Consider the following 21931-nt stretch of genomic DNA (forward strand, 5'->3'; position numbering starts at 1 on the left):
CGCCTCGTACGAAAAACCCTACCCGATGGCAGCAAGGTTGATTATGCCTACGATCGCCAGGGCAACCTCCTCAGCGTCGACGACGGCCACTGGGCGCTGGCCTACGAATACGACCCACAAAACCGCCTCACCGCCGAACACCAAGGCTGGGGCACTTTGCGCTATGGCTACGACGCCCGCGGTCAACTGAAAAATCTACGCCTGCCGGACAACAACCGCCTCACCTTCAACCACGCCAAGGGCGGTCATTTGGCCACCGTTGAGTTGAATGGCAAAACGCTCACCTCGCACCTCTTCAAAGCCGGCCAGGAGCACCAACGCCAACAAGGCCAACTCCTCAGCCACTACCACTACGACGACCAGCACCGCCTGCACGCCCACACCGTCACGCAACAGGAAAATTACTTCTACCAACGCCACTACGACTACGACAAATCCGGCAACCTCACCCGCCTCAACGACACTCGCAAAGGCAAACACCACTACCGCTACGACCCGCTCAACCGCCTCACCCACGCCGACCACTCGCAAGACCTGCAGGAACGCTTCGCCCATACCCCGGCCGGCAACCTGCTGATGCAAGACCGCCCCGGCCCCGACATCGTTGCCGGCAACCGCCTGATGATCCAGGGCGACCGGCACTACGACTACGACGCCTTCGGCAACCTGATCCGCGAACGGCGTGGCAAGGGTCATCAACTCATTACCGAATACCGATACGACTGCCAACACCGCCTGATCGGTATTACGCAACCCAACGGCCAAACGGCGAGTTACCGTTATGACCCGTTTGGGCGGCGCATCAGCAAAACTGTGGATGGCATCATCACGGAGTTTTTCTGGCAAGGCGACAAACTCATCGCCGAGCACCATGCGGACCGTCATCGCAGTTACCTCTACGAACCGGAGAGTTTTAGGCCGCTCGCCCTGCTGGAAGGCTTCGGCCCAGATGAAACCCAGCCCTACCACTACCAACTCGACCACCTCGGCACGCCGCAGGAGCTGACCGATCAAGACGGCGAAATCGTCTGGTCCGCCCACTACCGCGCCTACGGCCAGATCAGCCGCCTCGACGTCGGAAAAGTCGACAACCCGTTGCGCTTCCAGGGCCAATACTTCGACCCGGAAAGCGGGCTGCACTACAACCGCCATCGCTACTACAATCCGGATATCGGTCGTTACCTGACGCCAGACCCGGTGAAGCTGGCGGGTGGGATCAACGCCTACCAGTACGTGCCCAACCCGACGGGTTGGATCGATCCGCTTGGACTGAGTAAATGTCCTGGCACGAAAGGATGTAAACCATCCTTAGGCGTTGAAGATCCTTCAACACTGACATCAAGTAAAAAAACCGAACCCAACCTTCCATCTCCGCGTCGTGATGAAGAATATCTTTTTCGCGGGGACAAAATCCCTCCAAACGAAGTCTTCAAAAATGGGTTTAAAAGCAAAGGCAACAGCGAAGATTTATACCTACACGCAATTGACAGCGACGACCCGCCAAGCAACTTCATAAGTACATCGCCATCCCGAGCAGTCGCAATCACCTTTGCTACCAGCTATGGAGACAAAAAAGGCTATTTATATACGCTTAGAAATATTGAGGGCCATGATATAAATACAGAATTAGGAAAGCAGGCGCCTTACCCAAAAGAACAAGAATTTGCTATCCATCATAAAATTAATACAGAGGACATACTAGGCGCCACCCCGGTAAAAACTGATGGAACTTACGTTGGATATTCCATACCAAACCCCAACAGGTAATAAAATGAAAACCAAAAATATAAAAGCAATAATCAATAACGAACACAAACAGGTCACCGTCAAATATAGCCCAACAAAACTCACCATGACATTTTCAGAAGCCGAAAACTTTAAAAAAGTTTATGAAGGAAAAGATCTGTATGTTTGCTTCGCAAAAATTAGAGCAGATTTCTCGCATATAACATTTTTATGCAAAGGAGCAAAAATAAATGTTAAACCTTCAAGAATGGGCTCTCAAATGAGCGCTGGGCTTGTCGCATACGAAATGACGCTAGGCCAACAAGCTACCAACGACGACATCGTCCATTTATTTGACTATGAAGAAGAAAACCTAACAAACAATCCACAAGAGCAAGTTGATTTCTTCAATAAATGGTTGGCGTCATTAGGTGCGGAGGATTACGAAAAATTTAACTAAGCGCTGTTCAAAATAAATATGAAAGATCGCATTCCTCCCCCTGTGATAAGTAAGCCCGCTTACCACAGGGGATAAACGGCGTCTTAGACCCCCGCCAACGCCAAATCCATCGCAAAATACGTAAAAATCAAATCCGCCCCCGCCCGCTTGATCGAGCCCAAGGTCTCGCGCACCACGCGATCCTCATCAATCGCTCCCGCCCGGGCGCCGAACTTGATCATCGCGTATTCACCGCTTACCTGATATGCCGCCACCGGCAAACGCGAGGCTTCGCGGATGTCGCGGATGATGTCGAGGTAGGCACCTGCCGGTTTGACCATCAGGGCGTCCGCGCCTTCCTGTTCGTCGAGCAGCGATTCGCGTACGGCTTCGCGGCGGTTCATGGGGTTCATCTGGTAGCTTTTGCGGTCGCCCTTGAGCGCGCTGCCGCCGGCTTCGCGGAAGGGGCCGTAGAGGGCCGAGGCGAATTTGGTCGAGTAGGCCATGATCGGAATATGGGTAAAACCGGCGTCATCCAGGGCGCGGCGGATGGCCTGGACCTGGCCGTCCATGGCGGCCGAGGGGGCGATCACGTCGGCACCGGCGCGGGCGGCGGCCACGGCTTGTTTGCCGAGGTTGACCAGGGTCGCGTCGTTGTCGACATGGCTGCCGTGCATCACGCCGCAGTGGCCGTGGTCGGTGTATTCGCAAAAGCAGGTGTCGGACATTACGATCATTTCCGGCACGGCGTCCTTGATGATCGAGGACATGCGCGAAACCAGGCCGCGTTCTTTCCAGGTGTCACTGCCACTGGCGTCCAGGTGGTGGGATACGCCAAAGGTCATCACCGACTTGATGCCGGCGCGGGCATAACGCTCGATCTCGCTTGCCAGTTTCTTCTCTGGGATACGCCGCACGCCCGGCATGCTGGTGATCGGGACGAAGTCGTCGATTTCTTCTTCAACAAAAATCGGCAGTACCAGGTCGTTGAGGGTGAACTCGGTTTCCTGGAACAGGCCACGCAGCTCCGGGGAGCGGCGCAGGCGGCGTGGGCGGGCTTGAGGGAACTGGCTGGTCATGGTTTTCCTGATTCAAGACAAAACTATGGGGCAAAAGCTTATGCCCCCAACCCCCCGCAACACAAATGCCAGGGGCCAATAGTGTATTGCGCGGTCGGTAATAATTCATTGATCTAGAGCTGTAGACAGCCTTCGATACACACCGCGACGGCGCCGCCGACCCAGATCTCCTTGCCCTGGCGTTCAATGTGGATACGCCCGGCACGCCCCATGGCCGTGCCCTGGCTGACGACATAACACTCCGGCGCCAGCCCCTCCCCCAGCAACCATTGGGCGACACCGGCATTCAGGCTGCCGGTGGCCGGGTCTTCCGGGGCGCCGTCGCCGGCGATAAAACCGCGCACTTCAAAGTCTGCATCCACCTCGTCGCGCGCCGGGTCGCACGGGGCGACTACGCCCACCGCGAGGCCGAGCAGTTGCGCATAGTCCGGTTGCAGGTCAAGCACAGCCTGACGATCAGCCAGCATTACCGCCAGCCAACCGGCGCCGTTGTCCACCCATTGGCTGCGCACGATTGCCCCAGGCGCCAGGTTCAACGCCTGGCACACGCGTTCGAGCACGTCATCTTCCACCGGTCCCGCGCGCAACAACGGCGGTGCGATAAACGCCAGCCCATCGCCTTGACGACGGATACGCACCAGGCCGATTTCACACTCCTGGATGATCTCCTCGCCTTGGGGCACCCCGCCCGCTTGCAGCCAGGCGTGGCAACTGCCCAGTGTCGGGTGCCCGGCGAACGGCAGCTCCTGCACGGTGGTAAAAATCCTTACCCGATAGTCAGCCCTTGGATCGCGCGGTGTCAGCAAAAACGTGGTTTCACTGAGGTTGGTCCAATTGGCGAAGTCCGCCATCTGCTGGTCGCTGAGGCTATCGGCCCCCAATACCACGGCCAATGGGTTGCCTTTGAGCGGCACACGGCTGAAGACATCCAGTTGTTTGAAATCGAAAGTCGGCATGCTCAGCTCGGAATATTCAGGCCACGGATCACCGCAGGCCGGGCGATAAACCCATCCAGCGCGCGCAGGACGTTGGGAAAGTCGGCGATGCCCACCAGGTCACCCGATTCGTAGAAGCCAATCAGGTTCCGGATCCACGGGAAGGACGCAATATCGGCGATGCTGTAGTCATCGCCCATGATCCAGGTGCGGCCGAGCAGACGTTTTTCCAGCACTTGCAGCAAGCGGCGGGACTCGGCGGCGTAACGGTCGCGGGGGCGTTTGTCTTCGTAGTCCTTGCCGGCGAATTTATTGAAAAAACCCAACTGGCCGAACATCGGGCCGATGCCGCCCATCTGGAACATCAGCCATTGAATCGTTTCATAACGTGTCGCCGGATCCTCGGAGAGCAACCGGCTGGTTTTTTCCGCCAGGTAGATCAGGATCGCGCCAGACTCAAACAGCGCCAGCGGCTGGCCGGCCGGGCCGTCGGGGTCGATGATCGCGGGGATTTTGTTGTTGGGGTTCAGGGACAGGAACTCGGGAGACAACTGGTCCTGGGTCTCGAAACTGACCTTGTGCGCTTCATAAGGCAGGCCCAGCTCTTCCAGCATGATCGAGACTTTTACCCCGTTGGGCGTGGGCAGTGAGTAAAGTTGCAGGCGCTCAGGGTGCTGGGCAGGCCATTTGCTATTGATCGGGAAAGCGGCAAGTGCATTCATCGGGACGACCCCTGGGGCGGAAAGCCTCCATGATAGTCACCTGGAGGCTGTCCTGCATGAGTCATCAATGCGCAACATCAGCGGGCTATTATCCCGCACAGGCGAACCAATACGTCCTCGTGCACTCTTATGTGCGCTTATCGGGTGAACGGAGGCACCTCAGCTGTATCGACAGGGAATACCGCAAGACGCCCAGGCGTTATTGGGGCCAGGCTTGTCAGCCTTAACGTGACGCATGAAGACTCGAACCTACAATGACGATCAAGCCTCTGCGCCTTGTGCAACGCCTGAGACACTATGCCTACATCATGCTGCCGCTGTTGCTGGTCAGCGGCGCCATGGTCGCTGCACTCGACGCCCGTGAAAGCCGCGCCCAACCCGTAGACGGCGTACAAACCCTGGTGTTCCTGCGCCACGGCGAAAAACCCGCCGGCGGCCTGGGCCAACTCAATTGCCAGGGCCTGAACCGCGCGATGAACCTGGCCACGGTATTGCCGGAGAAATTCGGCAAGGCCGACTTCGTGTTCGCCGCCAACCCGACGCGCAATGTAGAGGAAGGCGAGCGGGATAACTCCTACAGCTACATCCGCCCACTGATGACCATCAGTCCCAGCGCCATCAAGCTGGGCCTGCCGGTGAATATCAAATTCTCGGCGAATGACACCAGTGACTTGGCCGATGAGCTGGTCGAAGACAAATATCACAATGCCACAATCTACACCGCCTGGTCCCACGGCTACCTGCCGGAGTTGATCAACAAGGTGGCGAGTGAAGCCTCGGGCGAAAAACACACCATCACCGAAGATTGGTCCGGCAATGACTACGACACGCTGTATGTCCTGACGCTGACCTGGCACAACGGCAAGGCCTCGCTGTTGAGCCGCAACTACAAGCAAGGCTTGAATGACGGCGACCAGACCTGTCCGGAACCCACACAGGTGAGCGCCGAGAGCTGAGAGCGTATGATGCGTCGCTATTGACTCATCGACGGATCATCACCCATGTCCAACCTCACCTCCATCCAGCCCAACCGGGGCTGGTCGTTCTGGTGGAAACCAGCGCTGTTCCTGCTGGTCGCCTGCGTCGGCCTCTACTACGTGAAATGGTCGCCCTACTACTTCAAGGCGTTTGCCGCGGCGGATAACCACAGCATCGGCGCCTCGATTCTCAATGATCAACAAAGCTCGCCCCTGGCGGCAGCGCTGGCCTATGCCCAGGTGTATTTCCTGGCAATCTGGAAAGCCGCCGTACTGGCGGTGATCCTCGGCTCTCTTTTACAGGTATTGATCCCTCGCGACTGGCTGCTACGTCTGTTCGGCCGCGCCGGGCTGGGCTCGACCGTGCGCGGTGGGCTGTTCGCCTTGCCGGGCATGATGTGCAGTTGCTGCGCCGCGCCGGTGGCGGCGGGCATGCGTCGCCAGCAGGTGTCGGTGGGCGCGGCGCTGGCCTTCTGGATCGCCAACCCGGTGCTCAATCCGGCCACCCTGGTGTTCATGGGTTTTGTGCTGGGCTGGGGCTTTACCGCGTTGCGGCTGGTGGCGGGGATTGTGCTGGTGGTGGGTGTGTCGCTGGTGGCGCAGCGCATTGCCCGACCGGACCAAGTACCGGAGGCGGCACTGGACGCGGTAGCCGAAGTCAGCACCCTGGAATCGCAACCGTTCCTCAGTCGCTGGTTGCGCACCCTCTGGCAGCTGTTCTGGAGCACCATCCCGGTCTATATCCTGGCGGTGCTGGTGCTGGGCGCGGCGCGTGTGTGGCTGTTCCCCCACGTGGACGGCGCGATGGCCAACAGCCTGATATGGCTGGTGCCGCTGGCGATTGTCGGCACGCTGTTTGTGATTCCTACCGCGGCCGAGATCCCTATCGTACAAACCATGATGACCCTGGGCATGGGCACCGGCCCGGCCGTGGCCTTGCTGATGACCCTGCCGAGCGTGAGCCTGCCGTCACTGCTGATGCTGCGCAAGGACTTCGATGCGCGGGTGCTGGTGACGGTCGCGGGGTTGACCATGCTGGTGGGTGTGGTGTGCGGGTTGATCGGGGCGGTGATTCTGTAGGCATTGCATGAATGCCTACGTAGCACTAACACATAAATATGCCTATGCAGAGCGCCCGTTTCTCTGGCGCAGATACTCCAACACGGCGCCCTGCTCCCCGGCAAACTCGACGCGCGCGCCTTTGCTTTCACGCTGGAAGGCGTACATCGGGTCGTAGTACTCGCGCAATAGCCCTTCGATCCAGCCGCGGTGCAGGTCCACAGTGCCGCTGTGTGCCTGTTCGGCCAGAGCCTTCTGCATGATCGCATGCAACCGCTGGAAGCGTTCACCGCCAAGACGCTTGTGGATATTGGCCAGGCTCTGGGTCAGGCGTTCGGCAAACAGCGCGTGGCCGTTTTCGCCAAACACCCCGATAAACTCCGCACACAGCTCCACCACATAGTCGCGCAGGATGCGTTCCACGCGGCCTTCGACGCTGTCCTCCAGCCACACCATCGAATACGCCTGCATGCCCTTGTGCAGCGGCAATGGCAATGCACAGCTGCCGATCATGCGGCTCTCGTCCTCGACCACAAATTGCTCGGTACCCGCCGCGCGCTTTTTAAGCAGGTCCACCGCCAGGCGGTTTTCGAAGTCGATGTTGGACGGCTGTGTCGTGGCGCGCTTGCCGAAACTGGAACCGCGATGGTTGGCGTGACCTTCCAGGTCCAGGGCGTTATGCAGTTGACCGAGCACTTCGGTCTTGCCGGTGCCGGTCATGCCGCCCAGCAACACGAAGTCACACTGGGTCGTGGCCTGCTCGATGGTTTCCACCAGGAAGGTACGCATCGCCTTGTAGCCACCGCCCACCCGCGGGTAGTCGATACCGGCTTCGGTTTTCAGCCATTGCTGCACGATCTGCGAACGCAAGCCGCCACGAAAGCAGTACAGGTAACCGTTGGGGTTGGCCTGGGCGAACTGCGCCCACTGTTCGATACGTTTGGCCTTGATCGCCCCGGACACCAGCTCATGTCCCAGCACGATTGCCGCTTGCTGGCCCTGCTGCTTGTAGCAGGTGCCGACCCGCTGGCGCTCGTCATCGGTCATCAGCGGCAGGTTGATCACGCCGGGGAACGCGCCCTTGGTGAATTCGACCGGCGCGCGGGTGTCCATCAGCGGCCGGTCGTTGAGGAAGATATCGCGGTAATCGGTGATGTCAGTCGCCATCAAATCACCTCTACCGCGTTGCTCTGTCGCTCAACCAACGCGCCGATTGGCTCGAGGTTCAGGCCCAGTTCGGCGGCCACCGCGTGGAATTCGGCATCACCTTGCGGGGTGACGGCGATCAGCAGGCCGCCGCTGGTCTGCGGGTCGCACAGCACACGTTTGTGCAACTCCTGCAAACGTCCCAGCTTGCTGGCATAGCTGTCGAAGTTGCGCAAAGTACCACCGGGCACGCAGCCCTGTTCCAGGTAGTACTCGACCCCTGGCAGGCGTGGGACTTTTTCATATTCGATACGGGCAGTCAGACCGCTGCCGTCAGCCATTTCCACCAGGTGGCCCAACAGGCCGAAACCGGTGACATCGGTCATGGCGGTCACGCCGGCCAGTTTGCCGAAGCGGCTGCCTGGTTTGTTGAGGGTGCACATCCAGTCACGGGCCAGGCCGATATCGGTCTCGCGCAGCTTGCCCTTCTTTTCCGCGGTGGTGAGGATGCCGATGCCCAGGGGCTTGGTCAGGTAAAGCTTGCAGCCGGCAGTGGCGGTGTCGTTGCGCTTCATATGGCGCTTTTGCACGATGCCGGTCACGGCCAGGCCGAAGATCGGCTCCGGCGCGTCGATGGAATGCCCACCCGCCAAGGGAATGCCGGCCGCGTCGCACACGGACCTGCCGCCACGGATCACCTCACGGGCAATTTCCGGCGCCAGTACGTTCACCGGCCAGCCAAGAATGGCGATGGCCATCAACGGGTCACCGCCCATGGCATAGATGTCGCTGATCGCATTGGTGGCGGCGATGCGGCCGAAATCGAAGGGATCATCGACAATCGGCATGAAAAAGTCGGTAGTGGAGACCACGCCGCGCTCGTCGTCGATGGCGTACACCGCCGCATCGTCACGGGAGGCGTTACCCACCCACAGATTGGGGTCCAGGTTCTGTGCACCGCTGCCGGCGAGGATAACTTCCAGTACTTGCGGCGAAATCTTGCAGCCGCAACCCGCGCCGTGGCTGTACTGGGTAAGGCGAATCGGCTCGTTCATGGTGGACCTCAAGCTATCAAGTGGGCGGATTCTACCAGACAGCAAAAGGCCGGCTGGGCTCTTGTGAGCACAGCCGGCCTGTTTGTTTCAGCGCTTACTGACGGGCGGCAAGCAAACGCTTGTGGCGATTGCGCCGTGCAATGTTCAAGCACTCGATGGCCGCCGAGAAGGCCATGGCCGCGTACACGTAGCCTTTAGGCACATGGGCACCGAAGCCTTCTGCGATCAGCGTCATGCCGATCATGATCAGGAAGCCCAGAGCCAGCATCACCACGGTCGGGTTGTCGTTGATGAACTTGGCCAGCGGTTCAGCCGCTACCAGCATCACGATCACCGAAGTCACCACGGCAATGATCATGATCGGCAAGTGCTCGGTCATGCCCACGGCGGTAATGATGCTGTCGATGGAGAACACCAGGTCAAGCAACAGGATCTGCCCGATCGCCGCCGCAAAACCGATGGTCACGACGTTGCTGGTGCTGGCCTTCTCTTCCGGCTCCGGGTCCATGCTGTGGTGGATCTCGGTGGTGGCCTTCCATACCAGGAACAGGCCGCCGGCGATCAGGATCATGTCCTTCCAGGAAAACGCCTGGCCGAACACTTCGAACACCGGCGTCGTCAGTTGCACGATAAACGCGATGGTGCTCAACAAGCCCAGGCGCAGGACCAACGCCATGCTGATACCGATGCGTCGCGCCTTGGCCCGGTGCTGCTCGGGCAATTTGTTGGTGAGGATCGAGATGAAGATCAGGTTATCGATGCCCAGCACGATTTCCATGACGATCAGGGTGGCCAGCGCGATCCACGCGGTGGGGCTGGCGGCCAGTTGTAAAAGGTAATCCATAGGTCAGTCCTGACGTTGTGCTGGGAGATTAGGTTTCTTTAGTGTTCGATTCAGATTCGTTTGCTTCCTGCTCATCCTTTTTTTGCGGATTGATCAGGTCTTGCGTCGCTTCGCTCAACGCCTGCTCCGCGGCCTTCTGGGTATCGTCGATCGCTTGCTTGGCCGATTCGGAGGCTTTACCCAGCACTTGCTGTGCGCTTTTTTCGACCTGATCGCAACCGCCGATCATCATCAATGAAAGCGCAAGCAACGATGCCGCGCCCAGGGAATTGAGTTTCATGATGTATTCCTCGTTATAACCCTTGGGTCCAAATAGTGGCCCCGCGATAGCGAGGCATTCTATGCGGGTGAACAGTTCAGTAAAATTCGTATTTTTCTAGCGTATACTTCGGTTTTTACGAAGTGAGGCAGCCATGCTCAATTACCGACAACTGCACTACTTCTGGGTCGTGGCCAAGACCGGCAGTATCGTGCGCGCCTGCGAGCAGCTGAACCTCACGCCTCAGACCATCAGCGGGCAGATCAGCCTGCTGGAGCAGACCTTCGGTATCGCACTGTTTCAACGGGTCGGCCGCCAACTTGAGCTGACCGAAGCCGGGCGTCAGGCCCTGCCCTATGCCGAGCAGATGTTCCAGACCGGCAATGAATTGGAGGCGATGCTGCGCGCGCAGCCCAACGAACAGCAGATTGTGTTCCGGGTCGGGGTGGCGGATGTGGTGCCCAAATCCATCGTCTACCGCTTGATCGCGCCAACCATGGAGCTCAGCGAGCCGCTGCGCATTACCTGCCGCGAAGACAAGCTAGAACGGTTATTGGCCGACTTGGCGATTCAGCGCCTGGACCTGGTGATTTCCGATAGTCCCATGCCCTCGCACCTGGACATCAAGGGCTATAGCCAGAAACTGGGGGAATGCGGCATCAGCTTTTTTGCCACCCAGGCATTGGCTGACCAGCACAACGGCGACTTCCCACACTGCCTGCATGGCGCCCCGCTGCTGATTCCGGGCGCGGAGACCGTCGTCCGCAGCCGTCTGCAACGCTGGTTCGCCGAGCAGCAGATCCAGCCGCGGATCATCGGCGAATTCGACGACAGCGCTCTGATGCAGGCCTTTGGCCAATCCGGCAGCGGGATTTTTATCGCCCCCAGCGTGATTGCCGATGAAGTGGTGCGCCAGTATGGCGTGGCGCTGATCGGCCAGACCGATGCGGTTACCGAGTCGTTCTATGCGATCTCAGTGGAGCGTAAGGTCAAACACCCTGGCATCGTGGCGATTACCGAAGGTGCAAGACGGGAGCTGTTTACCGCCCTGCCGTGACGGCAAGGTAGGGCAAGGCACTCAAGTCCGACAGCCATGGTGACGGAATGCCGCAGCGAACAGGACGCTTCCTACAGCATGCTAGACTTCGCGCCTGCTTCCTACAGCGCTTTCCTCCTGCAATGCTGCGTCCTACTAAAAAAACTAGAGACATCCCCTTATGACTGCTGCCCCTTCCCTCTTGCAACGACTCATGCGCGTCAGCCTGGTCACGCAAATCGTTATCGGCCTGATCACCGGCATCCTGCTTGCCCTGTTGGCGCCTGAGGCTGCCAGAGCCACTGGTTTTATTGGCAAGGTGTTTGTCACCGCGCTGAAAGCCGTGGCGCCGATTCTGGTGTTTGTGCTGGTCATGGCCTCGATAGCCAACCATAAACACGGCCAGGAAACCCATATCAAGCCGATTCTGTTCCTGTATTTGCTGGGCACTTTTGCTGCGGCCGTGGTCGCGGTAGTCGCCAGCATGTGGTTCCCCTCGACGCTGGTGCTGGCCAGCCACGACGCCACCGTCAGCGCCCCCGGCGGCATTGGCGAGGTGCTGCAAAGCCTGCTGCTCAGCGTGGTGGACAACCCGGTGAGCGCACTGATGAACGCGAACTTCATCGGCATCCTGGCGTGGGCCATCGGTATGGGCATCGCCATTCGCCATGCGGGCGTTACCACCCGCACCGTGCTGGATGACCTGTCCAACGGCGTCACGCTGATCGTACGCGTGGTGATCCGCTTTGCGCCGCTGGGGATCTTCGGCCTGGTGGCCTCGACCCTGGCCACGTCCGGCTTCGGCGCCCTGCTCGGCTACGCGCACCTGCTGGTGGTGCTGATCGGCTGCATGCTGTTCGTGGCCTTGGTGATCAACCCGGCCATCGTGTTCTGGAAACTGCGCCGCAACCCATACCCGCTGGTGTTGATGTGCCTGCGCGAAAGCGGCATCACCGCGTTCTTTACCCGCAGTTCGGCGGCGAATATCCCGGTCAACCTGGCGTTGAGCAAACGCCTGGGCTTGCATGAAGATACCTACTCGGTATCGATCCCGCTGGGCGCGACCATCAACATGGCCGGTGCCGCCATCACCATCACCGTGCTGACCCTGGCGGCAGTGCACACCCTGGGCATCAACGTCGACCTGCCGACCGCCGTGCTGCTCAGTGTGGTCGCGGCCGTGTGCGCCTGCGGGGCTTCCGGTGTGGCCGGTGGCTCGCTGCTGTTGATTCCACTGGCGTGCAGCCTGTTCGGCATTCCGAGTGAAATCGCCATGCAGGTGGTGGCCGTTGGCTTCATCATCGGCGTGTTGCAGGACTCGGCGGAAACCGCGCTCAACTCCTCCACCGATGTGCTGTTCACCGCAGCCGCATGCCTGGGCAAGGAAGAACAGGCGGCTTAACCGCCGGCTATAAAAAAGCCCGGTGCGGTTCTTGAATGAACCGCACCGGGCTTTTTTGTGACTGGATGCTTAGAAAGCGCCCATGTAATCGCGCTTGCCCACTTCCACACCGTTGTGACGCAGCAAGGCGTAGGTGGTGGTGACGTGGAAGAAGAACTGCGGCAGGCCGTAGGACAACAGGTAGGACTGGCCGCTGAAGCGCTTCTCTTTCGGCGTGCCTGGGCGGGTGATGATCTCGATGCCTTCCTTGCCGTCGATTTGCTCGGGCTTGAGGGTATCGACGAAGGCCAGGACCTTGGCGATCAGCGCTTGCAGGTCGGCGAAGGTCACTTCGCTGTCATCGTATTTAGGTACTTCGATCTCGGCCAGGCGCGCGGACACGCCCTTGGCGAAGTCGACGGCGATCTGCACCTGGCGCACCAGCGGGAACATGTCCGGGAACAGGCGCGCCTGCAACAGGGCGTTGGGGTCGATGTTCTTGGCTGTGGCATGGGCTTCGGCTTTGTTCAGCACATCGCTCAGGGCGTTGAGCATTTGCTTGAAGACTGGGATGGAAGCGGCATAGAGGGAAATAGTCATGACAGTCTCATCGGTAATGGCAGGGTTGGAACCAGCGGCGATTATAGCCATGCCGAGCGCTTGTCTTTTAATTTTTCAAGGATAGGCTAAAGGCCTTCACTGCATAGGGAACGCGCGCGATGACCGCCGAGCACGACACCGATACCCCAGAGCCGCGCCTGAACAGCACGGAAATCCGCCTCCTGGGCTGCCTGATCGAAAAACAGGCGACCAACCCCGAAACCTACCCCCTGACGCTCAACGCCCTGGTGCTGGCCTGCAACCAGAAAACCAGCCGCGAGCCAGTGATGAACCTCAGCCAGGGCCAGGTCGGCCAGAGCCTGCGTGTATTGGAAGGCCAAGGCTTCACCCGCCTGGTGATGGGCAGCCGCGCCGACCGCTGGGAACATCGCGTGGACAAGGCGCTGGAGCTGGTGCCGGCTCAGGTGATCCTGATTGGGCTGTTGTTTTTGCGCGGCCCGCAGACCGTCAACGAACTGCTGACTCGCAGCGGGCGCATGCATGATTTCGAAGATGCCGAGCAAGTGGTGCATCAGCTCGAACGCCTGATCTCACGCGGGCTGGCGGTACTGGTGCCGCGCCAGGCCGGACAGCGGGAGGACCGCTATACCCATGCACTGGGCGACCCGGCGGATATTGAGGTGATCATGGCCGCGCGGGGGAGTCCGGTTGAGCGTGGGGCTGGAGTGTCTGTGGACCGTATTGAAGAATTGGAAGCGCGAATCGCGGCGCTGGAAGAGCGCCTGGCGCAGTTGGACCAGGCGTAATACAGGCAAAAATGTGGGAGGGGCGGTGCGACGATTCGACTTGCTCCCACTTTTGGCTATCAGTGCCCTTCAGCTTCGGGCAAACGCCACGGCTTTTTCGAACTGCTCCTGGGTCGGCCGCACACCGGTATAAAGCACAAACTGCTCCAGGGCCTGGATCGCGATCACTTCCAGCCCGGTAATCACCTGCTTACCCTTGGCCCGTCCCCGAACAATCAACGGCGTTTCGGCGGGGATCGCCACCACATCGAACACCGTTTCGGCTTTATCAATAGCCTCGGCCTCGAACGCCAACGCATCCGCCTCGGCACCACCGGTCATGCCGATCGGCGTGACGTTGATCAGCATCCGTGGGCGCAACCCGCCAAGGTCGGCTTGCCACTCGTACCCAAGATTCTGCGCCAATCTGCGCCCCGCCGCCTCGTTGCGCGCCACGATCACGCCGTTGGCATAACCACCGTCACGCAAGGCACTGGCCACGGCCTTGGCCATGCCGCCGCTGCCGCGCAGAGCAAAGGTCGAATCCTTGGGCACTGCATGTTTCTGGAGCAGTTGCTCAACGGCGATGTAATCGGTGTTGTAGGCCTTGAGATGGCCGTTGGTATTGACGATGGTGTTCAGCGAGTCAATCGCTTGAACCGAAGCGTCGAGTTCGTCCACTAAGGCAATGGCGGCCTCCTTGAACGGCATGGACACTCCGCAACCCCGAACGCCCAACGCCCGGATACCACTGATCGCGCCGGGCAAATCCTGGCTGCTGAAGGCCTTATAGTAGAAATTCAGACCCAACTGTTCATACAGGTGGTTATGAAATCGCAGGCCGAAATTCCCAGGGCGGGCCGACAGCGACATGCACAGTTGGGTGTCCTTGTTGGGGTGCATCTGCATGGAAAACTCCCTTGAGTAAGCAAATCGGTACAGACCTTACACAACCTTTACCTAACGGCTGTGCTGTTTTTCAAAAATACGTTGTCTTAAAAGTATCCCCGCGACATTACTTGAGTCTATTGATTGCAGACCACAAGCGCAGGGGCTAACCGAGGAATGACCATGAATCGTAAAATCCCCAGGATCGCCTTGCTTATCGGTGCACTCGCCATGGCAGGCCAAGCCTCCGCCCACGGCGGTGGATGGGCTGGCCCGGCCGCCTTGGGTGCGTTGGTCGGCGCCGCCGTTGTGGGCTCCGTGGTTGCCAGCCAACCCCGCGAGGTGTACGTGCAACAGCCCGTGTATGTGCAACCGCAGCCGGTGTATGCCGCGCCCCCGCCGGTGTACTACGCACCGCCGCCGCCGGTGTATGTGCAGCAAGAGGTGTATTACCGCCCGGCGCCGGTCTATTACGGCCCACCTCGTGGCTACTACGGCCCTCCGCACGGCTACTACCGCCGCGGCTGGTAAATGCTAGGCATGACGCACGAAACAGGCCCCGCCCGCACGCGGGGCCTTTTTTTGCCTGTGAAGTCCGGATTTATCGTGCGAAGGTCGCTATGAGGACAATGGCCTGGCTCCAATCCCACATGATCAAGGTCCAAAGTCTACTTGCCCGATAGGGGCTCGCGCTGTCATGTTTGTGTCACGACTCACTCTCACTATTCGATCCTGTCCACCCAATAACAACAAGGACGACTGAACCATGCCCACACAAAACCCGCACCGCACCGCTGGCCTCTGTACGTCCAGCAAGGTTTACAGCGCACTCACCGAACTCAAGCATCTGGAAGGTCACCGCAGCGCGAAATTCCTCGCGTTGCTGGCGGAAAACCTGGTGCGCAAGGGCCTGCTCAACGAGCAGGAAGTGGTGAGCATGCTCGATCAGGTAGTCGACTGACGCCTGGCATTGATGTCGACTATCGAGCCAGGTGATTTTTCCTCAGCCGCCGGGTCTCGTAAGGTGGCCTCCATAGCGATTGGAGGTATGTATGCCCACTGTTCAAATCATGTCCGTCATCGGCAGCGCCGTCCCCGCCCCGCTTCGAGCGTCGGGCTTGCTCGCCTGCTGGTACCTGGTACGCGACGGCGAGGCCATCAGCGGCCCGCTCACGTCGCTGTCGGCCGCTGAAAAACAGCTGCAGCAAGCCTCGAACTTCCGGCTCCACGCCTGAGGTTCAAGGTAACGGCAGTTTGACCCGCGGCTTGCTCTCGACAAACAGCGCCCAACTGGACATGAACAGCGCCGCCACCAGCGGCCCGATCACGAACCCGTTGAGGCCGAACACCGACAGGCCGCCCAGGGTCGAGATCAGGATCAGGTAGTCCGGCATCTTGGTGTCCTTGCCAACCAGGATCGGCCGCAGCACGTTGTCCACCAACCCGATCACGAACACGCCGAACAGCCCCAGCAGAACGCCCTGCCAGATCGAACCGCTCAACAGGAAGTAAACCGCCACCGGCGCCCAGACAATCCCCGCCCCCACCGCCGGCAGCAGCGACAGAAACGCCATCAACACCGCCCAGAGCAACGCACTGGGGATATCCAGGAACCAGAAGATCAAGCCACCCAGGGCGCCTTGGGTCACGGCCACCAGCACATTGCCCTTGACCGTTGCGCGCACCACGCGGTTGAACTTGAGCTGCAACCGACGCTTTTGCGGTTCGGCCAACGGCACCGCCGTGCGCACCTTGCGCACCAGTTCAGGGCCGTCGCGCAGCAGGAAGAACAGCAGATACAACATGATGAAAAAGCTCACCAGGAAATCAAACGTGCCCTGGCCGAAGCTGAATGCCTGGGTGGCGAAGAATTGACTGCCCTGCATCGCGCTCTTGACGATCTTTTCGCGCAGCCCTTCCAGGTTGCCCAAGCCGAAACGGTCCAGCAGATGCTGGAAATACGGCGGTAGAAAGTGTTTGAACTGCTCGATATAACCGGCCACGTCCAGCTTGCCGCTCTCGACGTTCTTGTACAGCGTCGCGCCCTCCTGCACCAGCAAGGCGCTGGTGATGATGACCGGCAGAATCGCGATCACCAGGCACACCATCAAGGTGGTCAGTGAGGTGAGGTTGCGGTTCCAGCCGAATCGCTGCTGCAGGCGGCGCTGCAGCGGTGCAAAGATGATACCCAGGATGACCGCCCAGAACACTGCGCCATAGAACGGCAGCAATATCCAGATAAAGGCGACGGTCACCAGGACCAGTAGCAACAACAGGGTTTTGAATTGCAGGTTGGTTTGGTTCATGTCCGGTCCATGTCAGAAAGCTCGGCGCGCACGCGCCCTGCTGCTTAGTCCGTGGCAAATCCTGCGAGTGCCATCTTTGTTGCGGTAAGCGTAGACCCAGATCAATAAACCCTTCGGCGCCGCCCGCTACCCTCGCGACCTTTTACGACTCGAATTTCCATGCCTCTGCTCCTTCCCCCCGAACTGCTCGCCCCCGCCGGCACCCTGAAAAACATGCGCTACGCCTTCGCCTACGGCGCCGACGCGGTGTACGCCGGCCAACCGCGCTACAGCCTGCGCGTGCGCAACAACGAATTTGACCACGCCAACCTGGCCCTGGGCATCGACGAAGCCCACGCACAAGGCAAGCGCTTCTACGTGGTGGTAAACATCGCGCCGCACAACGCCAAGCTCAAGACCTTCCTCAAGGACCTGGCCCCGGTGATCGCCATGGGCCCGGATGCGCTGATCATGTCCGACCCGGGGCTGATCATGCTGGTGCGCCGGCACTTCCCCCAGATGCCGATTCACTTGTCGGTGCAGGCCAATACGGTGAACTGGGCCAGCGTCGAGTTCTGGCAGCAACAAGGGATTTGCCGGGTCATCCTGTCGCGGGAGCTGTCCCTTGAGGAGATCAGCGAAATCCGCCAGCAGGTGCCGGCCATGGAGCTGGAGGTATTTGTGCACGGCGCCTTGTGCATGGCCTATTCCGGGCGTTGCCTGTTGTCGGGCTATATGAACAAGCGCGATGCCAACCAGGGCAGTTGCACCAACGCGTGCCGCTGGAAATACCAGGCCACGCCGGCGGTGGAAAACACTACGGGGGACATCGTCCAGGCGTATGAGCCCACGCTCGGGATTGGCACGCCGACCGACCAAGTGTTCCTGCTGCAGGAAGCCAACCGTCCCGATGAGCATATGCCCGCGTTCGAAGACGAGCACGGCACCTACATCATGAACGCCAAGGACCTGCGAGCGGTGCAGCACGTGGAGCGCCTGACCCATATGGGCGTGCACTCGCTGAAGATCGAAGGCCGCACCAAATCGCACTTCTACTGCGCGCGCACCACCCAGGTGTATCGCCGGGCGATTGACGACGCCGTGGCCGGGCGCGCATTTGATCGTTCATTGATGACAGACCTTGAATCCCTGGCCCAACGTGGCTACACCGAAGGCTTCCTGCGCCGCCATGTGCACGATGAATACCAGAACTACCAGAACGGCAGCTCAGTGTCGGAGCGCCAGCAGTTTGTCGGCGAGTTGACCGGCGAGCGGCGCGGCGAGCTGGCCGAGGTCAAGGTGAAGAACCGCTTTGCCCTGGGCAACCACCTGGAGTTGATGACGCCCACCGGCAACCTTCACTTTGATCTGGACACCCTGCACAACAGCCAGGGGCAAGCCATCGAGGTGGCGCCGGGGGACGGGCACACGGTGTATGTGCGCGTGCCGGCGCAGATGGACCTGCGTTTTGCGCTGCTGATGCGCGATGTCTGAGGACGTCAGATCCTGAACTGACCGACCAGTTGTCCCAGGCGCTGGCCGAGGTCCGCCAGGCTGCGCGAGGTCTGTGCGCCCAACTGCGTCTCATCGGCCACGCTGTCCACGGCCACTGCGATCTGGTGCACGCTGCGGTTGATCTCTTCGGCCACCGCAGTCTGTTCTTCGGCGGCGCTGGCGATCTGCGCGTTCATCGAGTTGATGGTGCCGATCAGCTGCGCCATGGCGTCCAGCGACGCGCCGGCCTGGTTGGCCTGGGCCGAGGTGCCTTCACCGGCGTCGCTGGAGCGGCGCATTGCGTCCACGGCAGCCTCGGTGCCTTTTTGCAGGCGGTCGATCATGCCCTGGATTTCCTGGGTGCTGGTCTGGGTACGGCTGGCCAGCGCACGCACTTCGTCGGCCACCACCGCGAAACCACGGCCGGCCTCCCCTGCCCGCGCGGCCTCGATCGCCGCGTTAAGCGCCAACAGGTTGGTCTGTTCGGCAATCGAACGGATCACGCTCAACACGCTGACAATCGAGGACACGTCCTGCTGCAGGCTGTCGAGAGACACGCCGCTGCTGCGAATATCATTCACCAGTGCGTGGATCTGCGCGATGCTGCCGTCCACCACACGCTTGGCGGCCTGGCCTTCGGCGTCAGTCTGTTGCGCAGCCACTGAGGCGCCCTGGGCGCTGCGCGCGACTTCTTGCGCAGCGGAGGACATCTGGTTGATCGCGGTGGCCACCTGGTCGGTTTCGTGGCGCTGACGCTCCATGGCCTGCTCGGAACGCTGGGCCTGGTCGGACACCTGGCTCACCAGGCCGGTAAGTTGCGCGGTCATGTCGGTGATCTGGCGAACCAGGCCATGAATCTTGTCAACAAAACGGTTGAAGGCCCCCGCGAGGTCGCCCAACTCATCCTGGCTGGTAATGGCCAGGCGGCGGGTCAAATCGCCTTCACCGGCGGCGATGTCGTCGAGGTTGGCTTTCATCAAATGCAGCGGACGCAAGATGGTATTGGCCAGCAACATACCCACGGCGGCGATCACCAGCAGCACCACCACGGCCACGCCGAGGATGCTCAGCAACACGCCTTCCATGCGTTTTTCCACTTTGGCTTCGACCACCGCAACCTGGGCTTCGATGCCATCGAGGTTCACCGAGGTACCGATGACCATGTCCCATTTGGGCAGGTACTCGGTGTAGCCCATCTTGGGCACCAGCTCGGTCTGACCGGGTTGGGTCGAACTGTATTGCAGGTAGTGGGTGCCGTCCTTGCCGACCTTGACCAGGTCACGGTTGACGTACACACCATTAGGGTCGCGGTTGTCCTTGAAACTCTTGCCCACGCCGTCGGGGCTGTTGCCCTTGAACAGGCGAATGGTTTCGGAGTCGTAGCCGAAGAAGTAGCCGTCCTTGCCGTAGCTTGTGTTGGAGAGCAGCTTGACCACCTCGGCCCGCGCGGCCGTATCGCCCGGAGCGGCCGCGTCGTAGAGCGGCTTGATCGTGCTCATGGCCACCTCCACATAACTTTGCAGGGTGGCCTTGGCGTTGTTGAGCAGGCGCTCGCGGGTTTCAGCCACCTCGTTGCGCGCCTGGCCCTGGAGAATCCATACGGTGGTCAGGCTGATCACCAGGGCAAACAGCAGCACCGGTACGACGGCGAGGGACAGGACTTTGGCCTTCAGACTCAGACGCATGATTTCTCTCTCTTGTTTAAGCGACTTGAGAGGTTATCGGCCGACTGCGCAGATTCTATAGGAATGGGCCGTCAGAGGGTCATGGCGGCCAGCCAGCCAAACGCCAGCAGCGGAAGGTTGTAGTGCAGGAAAGTCGGCACCACGGTGTCCCAGATATGGTGATGCTGGCCGTCGATGTTCAGGCCCGAGGTGGGCCCGAGGGTAGAGTCCGACGCCGGTGAGCCGGCATCGCCCAGCGCACCTGCCGTCCCGACGATGCACACGATGGCCACCGGGCTGAAGCCCAGTTGCACGCACAGCGGTACGAAAATCGCCGCAAGGATGGGCACCGTGGAAAACGACGAGCCGATGCCCATGGTCACCAGCAGCCCCACCAGCAACATCAGCAAAGCCCCCACGCCACGGCTATGGCCGATGAACGCTGCCGAGGTTTCCACCAGCGAACGCACGTCACCCGTGGCCTTGAGCACTTCGGCAAAGCCTGAGGCGGCGATCATGATGAAGCCGATCATGGCCATCATCTTCATGCCTTCGGTGAACAGGTCGTCGGTATCGCGCCAGCGCACGATGCCCGACACCGAGAAGATCAGGAACCCGGCCAGGGCGCCGATGATCATCGAGTCGAGCCACAGCTGAATGATGAACGCCGAGGCAATCGCCACGCCCGCCACCAACAGGGTCAGCAGGTTGTACTGCACCGCCACCTGCTCGACCCGCTCGATTTTCTCCAGGTCGTATACGCGTTTTTTGCGGTAGCTGAGAAACACCGCCACCAGCAGGCCGACCACCATGCCCAGGGCCGGCAGGCTCATGGCGTGGGTCACATTGACCTGGCTGATGTCCACGCCGCTGCTGGCCACGTTGGCCAGCAGGATCTGGTTGAGGAAGATATTGCCGAAGCCCACCGGCAGGAACATATACGGTGTGATCAGGCCGAAGGTCATCACACAGGCGATCAGACGACGGTCCAGTTGCAGCTTGGTCAGCACGTACAGCAGCGGCGGCACCAGCAGCGGGATAAACGCGATATGGATCGGCAGGATGTTCTGCGAGGCTATCGCAACCACCCACAGCAGGCCGATCAACAGCCATTTGACATGGCTGCCACCGGTGGCGTCCTGGCGGTCCACCAGCAGCAGTGCCTTGTCCGCCAGGGCGTGAGCCAGGCCGGACTTGGCAATCGCCACTGCGAAAGCGCCGAGCAATGCGTAGGACAAAGCCACAGTCGCCCCGCCACCCAGGCCGCCGTTGAAAGCCTTGAGCGTGGCCTCAATCCCCAGGCCGCCAGTCAAACCGCCTACCAGCGCGCCAACAATGATGGCGATGACCACATGCACACGGGACAGGCTGAGCACCAGCATGGTGCCGACCGCGGCGATGACTGCGTTAATCATGGTTACCTCAAGCAGAAACATAAAAAACAGGCATGCCCGCGCCCAGGTGGCCATTAAATGGCAACCCAAGTGCAGGCTTTAAGGAGGTCTTATTAGAGGGCGCGCACTTTGCAGCAGGTGGGGCTGCATGTCAAAAAACCTGTGGCAAGGAGGCTTGCCCGCGATGGCCATGAGTATCTGCA

Annotated in this window: 23 protein-coding genes and 1 pseudogene; 11 read left to right on the plus strand and 13 right to left on the minus strand. The window is 60.2% G+C overall.

Annotated elements, in window-relative coordinates; genetic code table 11:
- Together JWR98_RS09610 and JWR98_RS09615 are read left to right on the plus strand one after the other, a co-directional pair.
- Positions 1–1767 (plus strand): RHS repeat-associated core domain-containing protein (locus JWR98_RS09610; protein WP_205489843.1); only part of this gene is annotated, 1767 nt, incomplete at its 5' end.
- Positions 1724–2185 carry a hypothetical protein gene (locus JWR98_RS09615; RefSeq protein ID WP_225908651.1) on the plus strand — a complete coding sequence of 154 codons (462 nt, stop codon included), beginning with the start codon at positions 1724–1726 and terminating at the stop codon, positions 2183–2185. The genes JWR98_RS09610 and JWR98_RS09615, both read left to right, overlap by 44 nt.
- An 83-nt stretch (positions 2186–2268) precedes the next feature.
- On the opposite strand, the gene hemB is transcribed toward JWR98_RS09615, so the two are convergent.
- The 3 genes from hemB to JWR98_RS09630 all read right to left on the minus strand — a co-directional run bounded on the left by hemB (position 2269) and on the right by JWR98_RS09630 (position 4900).
- Complete coding sequence (gene hemB, locus JWR98_RS09620) at positions 2269–3243, minus strand: porphobilinogen synthase (RefSeq protein ID WP_205489845.1); 975 nt, start codon at positions 3241–3243, stop codon at positions 2269–2271.
- Between the two features lie 113 nt (positions 3244–3356).
- Positions 3357–4199, minus strand: coding sequence for a PhzF family phenazine biosynthesis protein (locus JWR98_RS09625; RefSeq protein WP_078732477.1), 843 nt, complete (start codon positions 4197–4199; stop codon positions 3357–3359).
- 2 nt (positions 4200–4201) lie between these two features.
- Entirely contained in the window at positions 4202–4900 is a 699-nt protein-coding gene (locus tag JWR98_RS09630; protein ID WP_078732476.1) for a glutathione S-transferase N-terminal domain-containing protein, read from the minus strand.
- Positions 4901–5154: 254 nt separating this feature from the next.
- Here JWR98_RS09630 and JWR98_RS09635 point away from each other — a divergent pair, with 254 nt between their 5' ends.
- A complete protein-coding gene (locus JWR98_RS09635) occupies positions 5155–5856 on the plus strand; it encodes a histidine phosphatase family protein (RefSeq protein ID WP_078732475.1) in 702 nt (233 codons plus the stop codon).
- Positions 5857–5901: 45 nt separating this feature from the next.
- Complete coding sequence (locus JWR98_RS09640) at positions 5902–6957, plus strand: permease (RefSeq protein ID WP_078732474.1); 1056 nt, start codon at positions 5902–5904, stop codon at positions 6955–6957.
- 42 nt (positions 6958–6999) lie between these two features.
- Here JWR98_RS09640 and mnmH read toward each other — a convergent pair whose 3' ends face one another.
- From mnmH to JWR98_RS09660, 4 genes are all read right to left on the minus strand, one after another.
- A complete protein-coding gene (mnmH, locus tag JWR98_RS09645) occupies positions 7000–8103 on the minus strand; it encodes a tRNA 2-selenouridine(34) synthase MnmH (RefSeq protein ID WP_078732473.1) in 1104 nt (367 codons plus the stop codon).
- The gene (gene selD, locus JWR98_RS09650; RefSeq protein WP_078823971.1) at positions 8103–9137 is read right to left on the minus strand and encodes a selenide, water dikinase SelD; all 1035 of its coding nucleotides are present in this window, start codon (positions 9135–9137) and stop codon (positions 8103–8105) included. Before selD ends, mnmH begins: the two co-directional genes overlap by 1 nt.
- Positions 9138–9231: 94 nt before the next feature.
- Positions 9232–9981, minus strand: a complete 750-nt coding sequence (locus JWR98_RS09655) for a TerC family protein (RefSeq protein WP_078732472.1) — start codon at positions 9979–9981, stop codon at positions 9232–9234.
- Between the two features lie 28 nt (positions 9982–10009).
- A complete protein-coding gene (locus JWR98_RS09660; protein ID WP_078732471.1) occupies positions 10010–10261 on the minus strand; it encodes a hypothetical protein in 252 nt (83 codons plus the stop codon).
- A 133-nt stretch (positions 10262–10394) separates the two neighbouring features.
- Here JWR98_RS09660 and nhaR point away from each other — a divergent pair, with 133 nt between their 5' ends.
- Both nhaR and sstT read left to right on the plus strand, forming a co-directional pair.
- A complete protein-coding gene (nhaR, locus tag JWR98_RS09665) occupies positions 10395–11297 on the plus strand; it encodes a transcriptional activator NhaR (RefSeq protein ID WP_078732470.1) in 903 nt (300 codons plus the stop codon).
- 160 nt (positions 11298–11457) lie between these two features.
- Positions 11458–12678, plus strand: coding sequence for a serine/threonine transporter SstT (sstT, locus tag JWR98_RS09670; protein WP_078732469.1), 1221 nt, complete (start codon positions 11458–11460; stop codon positions 12676–12678).
- 69 nt (positions 12679–12747) lie between these two features.
- Here the strand turns inward: sstT and JWR98_RS09675 are convergent, their stop codons facing one another.
- Positions 12748–13257, minus strand: coding sequence for a DUF1993 domain-containing protein (locus JWR98_RS09675; RefSeq protein WP_078732468.1), 510 nt, complete (start codon positions 13255–13257; stop codon positions 12748–12750).
- A 119-nt stretch (positions 13258–13376) separates the two neighbouring features.
- On the opposite strand from JWR98_RS09675, the gene JWR98_RS09680 reads away from it, so the two are divergent.
- Positions 13377–14024 carry a YceH family protein gene (locus JWR98_RS09680; RefSeq protein ID WP_078732467.1) on the plus strand — a complete coding sequence of 216 codons (648 nt, stop codon included), beginning with the start codon at positions 13377–13379 and terminating at the stop codon, positions 14022–14024.
- A gap of 69 nt (positions 14025–14093) precedes the next feature.
- Here JWR98_RS09680 and JWR98_RS09685 read toward each other — a convergent pair whose 3' ends face one another.
- On the minus strand, positions 14094–14912 hold the full coding sequence (locus JWR98_RS09685) for a shikimate 5-dehydrogenase (protein WP_205489854.1): 819 nt from the start codon (positions 14910–14912) through the stop codon (positions 14094–14096).
- Positions 14913–15068: 156 nt separating this feature from the next.
- Between JWR98_RS09685 and JWR98_RS09690 the strand changes: the two genes are divergently transcribed.
- From JWR98_RS09690 to JWR98_RS09700, 3 genes are all read left to right on the plus strand, one after another.
- Positions 15069–15422 carry a hypothetical protein gene (locus JWR98_RS09690; protein ID WP_003173045.1) on the plus strand — a complete coding sequence of 118 codons (354 nt, stop codon included), beginning with the start codon at positions 15069–15071 and terminating at the stop codon, positions 15420–15422.
- Positions 15423–15657: 235 nt separating this feature from the next.
- Complete coding sequence (locus JWR98_RS09695) at positions 15658–15852, plus strand: hypothetical protein (protein ID WP_003173044.1); 195 nt, start codon at positions 15658–15660, stop codon at positions 15850–15852.
- 91 nt (positions 15853–15943) lie between these two features.
- Positions 15944–16126 (plus strand): hypothetical protein, encoded by a 183-nt coding sequence (locus JWR98_RS09700; protein ID WP_003173043.1) that lies wholly within the window; start codon positions 15944–15946, stop codon positions 16124–16126.
- 3 nt (positions 16127–16129) lie between these two features.
- Here JWR98_RS09700 and JWR98_RS09705 read toward each other — a convergent pair whose 3' ends face one another.
- Positions 16130–17197 (minus strand): AI-2E family transporter, encoded by a 1068-nt coding sequence (locus tag JWR98_RS09705; RefSeq protein WP_078732465.1) that lies wholly within the window; start codon positions 17195–17197, stop codon positions 16130–16132.
- A gap of 159 nt (positions 17198–17356) precedes the next feature.
- Here JWR98_RS09705 and trhP point away from each other — a divergent pair, with 159 nt between their 5' ends.
- Positions 17357–18670: a prephenate-dependent tRNA uridine(34) hydroxylase TrhP gene (gene trhP / locus JWR98_RS09710; protein ID WP_078732464.1), complete on the plus strand. Its 1314-nt coding sequence runs from the start codon at positions 17357–17359 to the stop codon at positions 18668–18670.
- A gap of 5 nt (positions 18671–18675) precedes the next feature.
- Here the strand turns inward: trhP and JWR98_RS30150 are convergent, their stop codons facing one another.
- The 3 genes and pseudogenes from JWR98_RS30150 to JWR98_RS09720 form a co-directional block, all read right to left on the minus strand.
- Positions 18676–19497: a methyl-accepting chemotaxis protein gene (locus JWR98_RS30150; RefSeq protein WP_425273176.1), complete on the minus strand. Its 822-nt coding sequence runs from the start codon at positions 19495–19497 to the stop codon at positions 18676–18678.
- 36 nt (positions 19498–19533) lie between these two features.
- Positions 19534–20355: pseudogene (locus tag JWR98_RS30155) on the minus strand (cache domain-containing protein); the annotation flags it as partial.
- A gap of 71 nt (positions 20356–20426) precedes the next feature.
- Positions 20427–21746 carry a Na+/H+ antiporter NhaC family protein gene (locus tag JWR98_RS09720; protein ID WP_179119906.1) on the minus strand — a complete coding sequence of 440 codons (1320 nt, stop codon included), beginning with the start codon at positions 21744–21746 and terminating at the stop codon, positions 20427–20429.
- Positions 21747–21931 lie beyond the last annotated feature (185 nt).

The organism is Pseudomonas lactucae, from assembly GCF_016937615.1.
Classification (GTDB): domain Bacteria; phylum Pseudomonadota; class Gammaproteobacteria; order Pseudomonadales; family Pseudomonadaceae; genus Aquipseudomonas; species Aquipseudomonas lactucae.

Bases quoted from the DNA above. Each gene is read 5' to 3' on its own strand.
- JWR98_RS09615 (WP_225908651.1), top strand. From the start codon at position 1,724: ATGGAACTTACGTTGGATATTCCATACCAAACCCCAACAGGTAATAAA.
- hemB (WP_205489845.1), bottom strand. From the start codon at position 3,243: ATGACCAGCCAGTTCCCTCAAGCCCGCCCACGCCGCCTGCGCCGCTCC.
- JWR98_RS09625 (WP_078732477.1), bottom strand. From the start codon at position 4,199: ATGCCGACTTTCGATTTCAAACAACTGGATGTCTTCAGCCGTGTGCCG.
- JWR98_RS09630 (WP_078732476.1), bottom strand. From the start codon at position 4,900: ATGAATGCACTTGCCGCTTTCCCGATCAATAGCAAATGGCCTGCCCAG.
- JWR98_RS09635 (WP_078732475.1), top strand. From the start codon at position 5,155: ATGACGATCAAGCCTCTGCGCCTTGTGCAACGCCTGAGACACTATGCC.
- JWR98_RS09640 (WP_078732474.1), top strand. From the start codon at position 5,902: ATGTCCAACCTCACCTCCATCCAGCCCAACCGGGGCTGGTCGTTCTGG.
- mnmH (WP_078732473.1), bottom strand. From the start codon at position 8,103: ATGGCGACTGACATCACCGATTACCGCGATATCTTCCTCAACGACCGG.
- selD (WP_078823971.1), bottom strand. From the start codon at position 9,137: ATGAACGAGCCGATTCGCCTTACCCAGTACAGCCACGGCGCGGGTTGC.
- JWR98_RS09655 (WP_078732472.1), bottom strand. From the start codon at position 9,981: ATGGATTACCTTTTACAACTGGCCGCCAGCCCCACCGCGTGGATCGCG.
- JWR98_RS09660 (WP_078732471.1), bottom strand. From the start codon at position 10,261: ATGAAACTCAATTCCCTGGGCGCGGCATCGTTGCTTGCGCTTTCATTG.
- nhaR (WP_078732470.1), top strand. From the start codon at position 10,395: ATGCTCAATTACCGACAACTGCACTACTTCTGGGTCGTGGCCAAGACC.
- sstT (WP_078732469.1), top strand. From the start codon at position 11,458: ATGACTGCTGCCCCTTCCCTCTTGCAACGACTCATGCGCGTCAGCCTG.
- JWR98_RS09675 (WP_078732468.1), bottom strand. From the start codon at position 13,257: ATGACTATTTCCCTCTATGCCGCTTCCATCCCAGTCTTCAAGCAAATG.
- JWR98_RS09680 (WP_078732467.1), top strand. From the start codon at position 13,377: ATGACCGCCGAGCACGACACCGATACCCCAGAGCCGCGCCTGAACAGC.
- JWR98_RS09685 (WP_205489854.1), bottom strand. From the start codon at position 14,912: ATGCAGATGCACCCCAACAAGGACACCCAACTGTGCATGTCGCTGTCG.
- JWR98_RS09690 (WP_003173045.1), top strand. From the start codon at position 15,069: ATGACCATGAATCGTAAAATCCCCAGGATCGCCTTGCTTATCGGTGCA.
- JWR98_RS09695 (WP_003173044.1), top strand. From the start codon at position 15,658: ATGCCCACACAAAACCCGCACCGCACCGCTGGCCTCTGTACGTCCAGC.
- JWR98_RS09700 (WP_003173043.1), top strand. From the start codon at position 15,944: ATGCCCACTGTTCAAATCATGTCCGTCATCGGCAGCGCCGTCCCCGCC.
- JWR98_RS09705 (WP_078732465.1), bottom strand. From the start codon at position 17,197: ATGAACCAAACCAACCTGCAATTCAAAACCCTGTTGTTGCTACTGGTC.
- trhP (WP_078732464.1), top strand. From the start codon at position 17,357: ATGCCTCTGCTCCTTCCCCCCGAACTGCTCGCCCCCGCCGGCACCCTG.
- JWR98_RS30150 (WP_425273176.1), bottom strand. From the start codon at position 19,497: ATGACCGCGCAACTTACCGGCCTGGTGAGCCAGGTGTCCGACCAGGCC.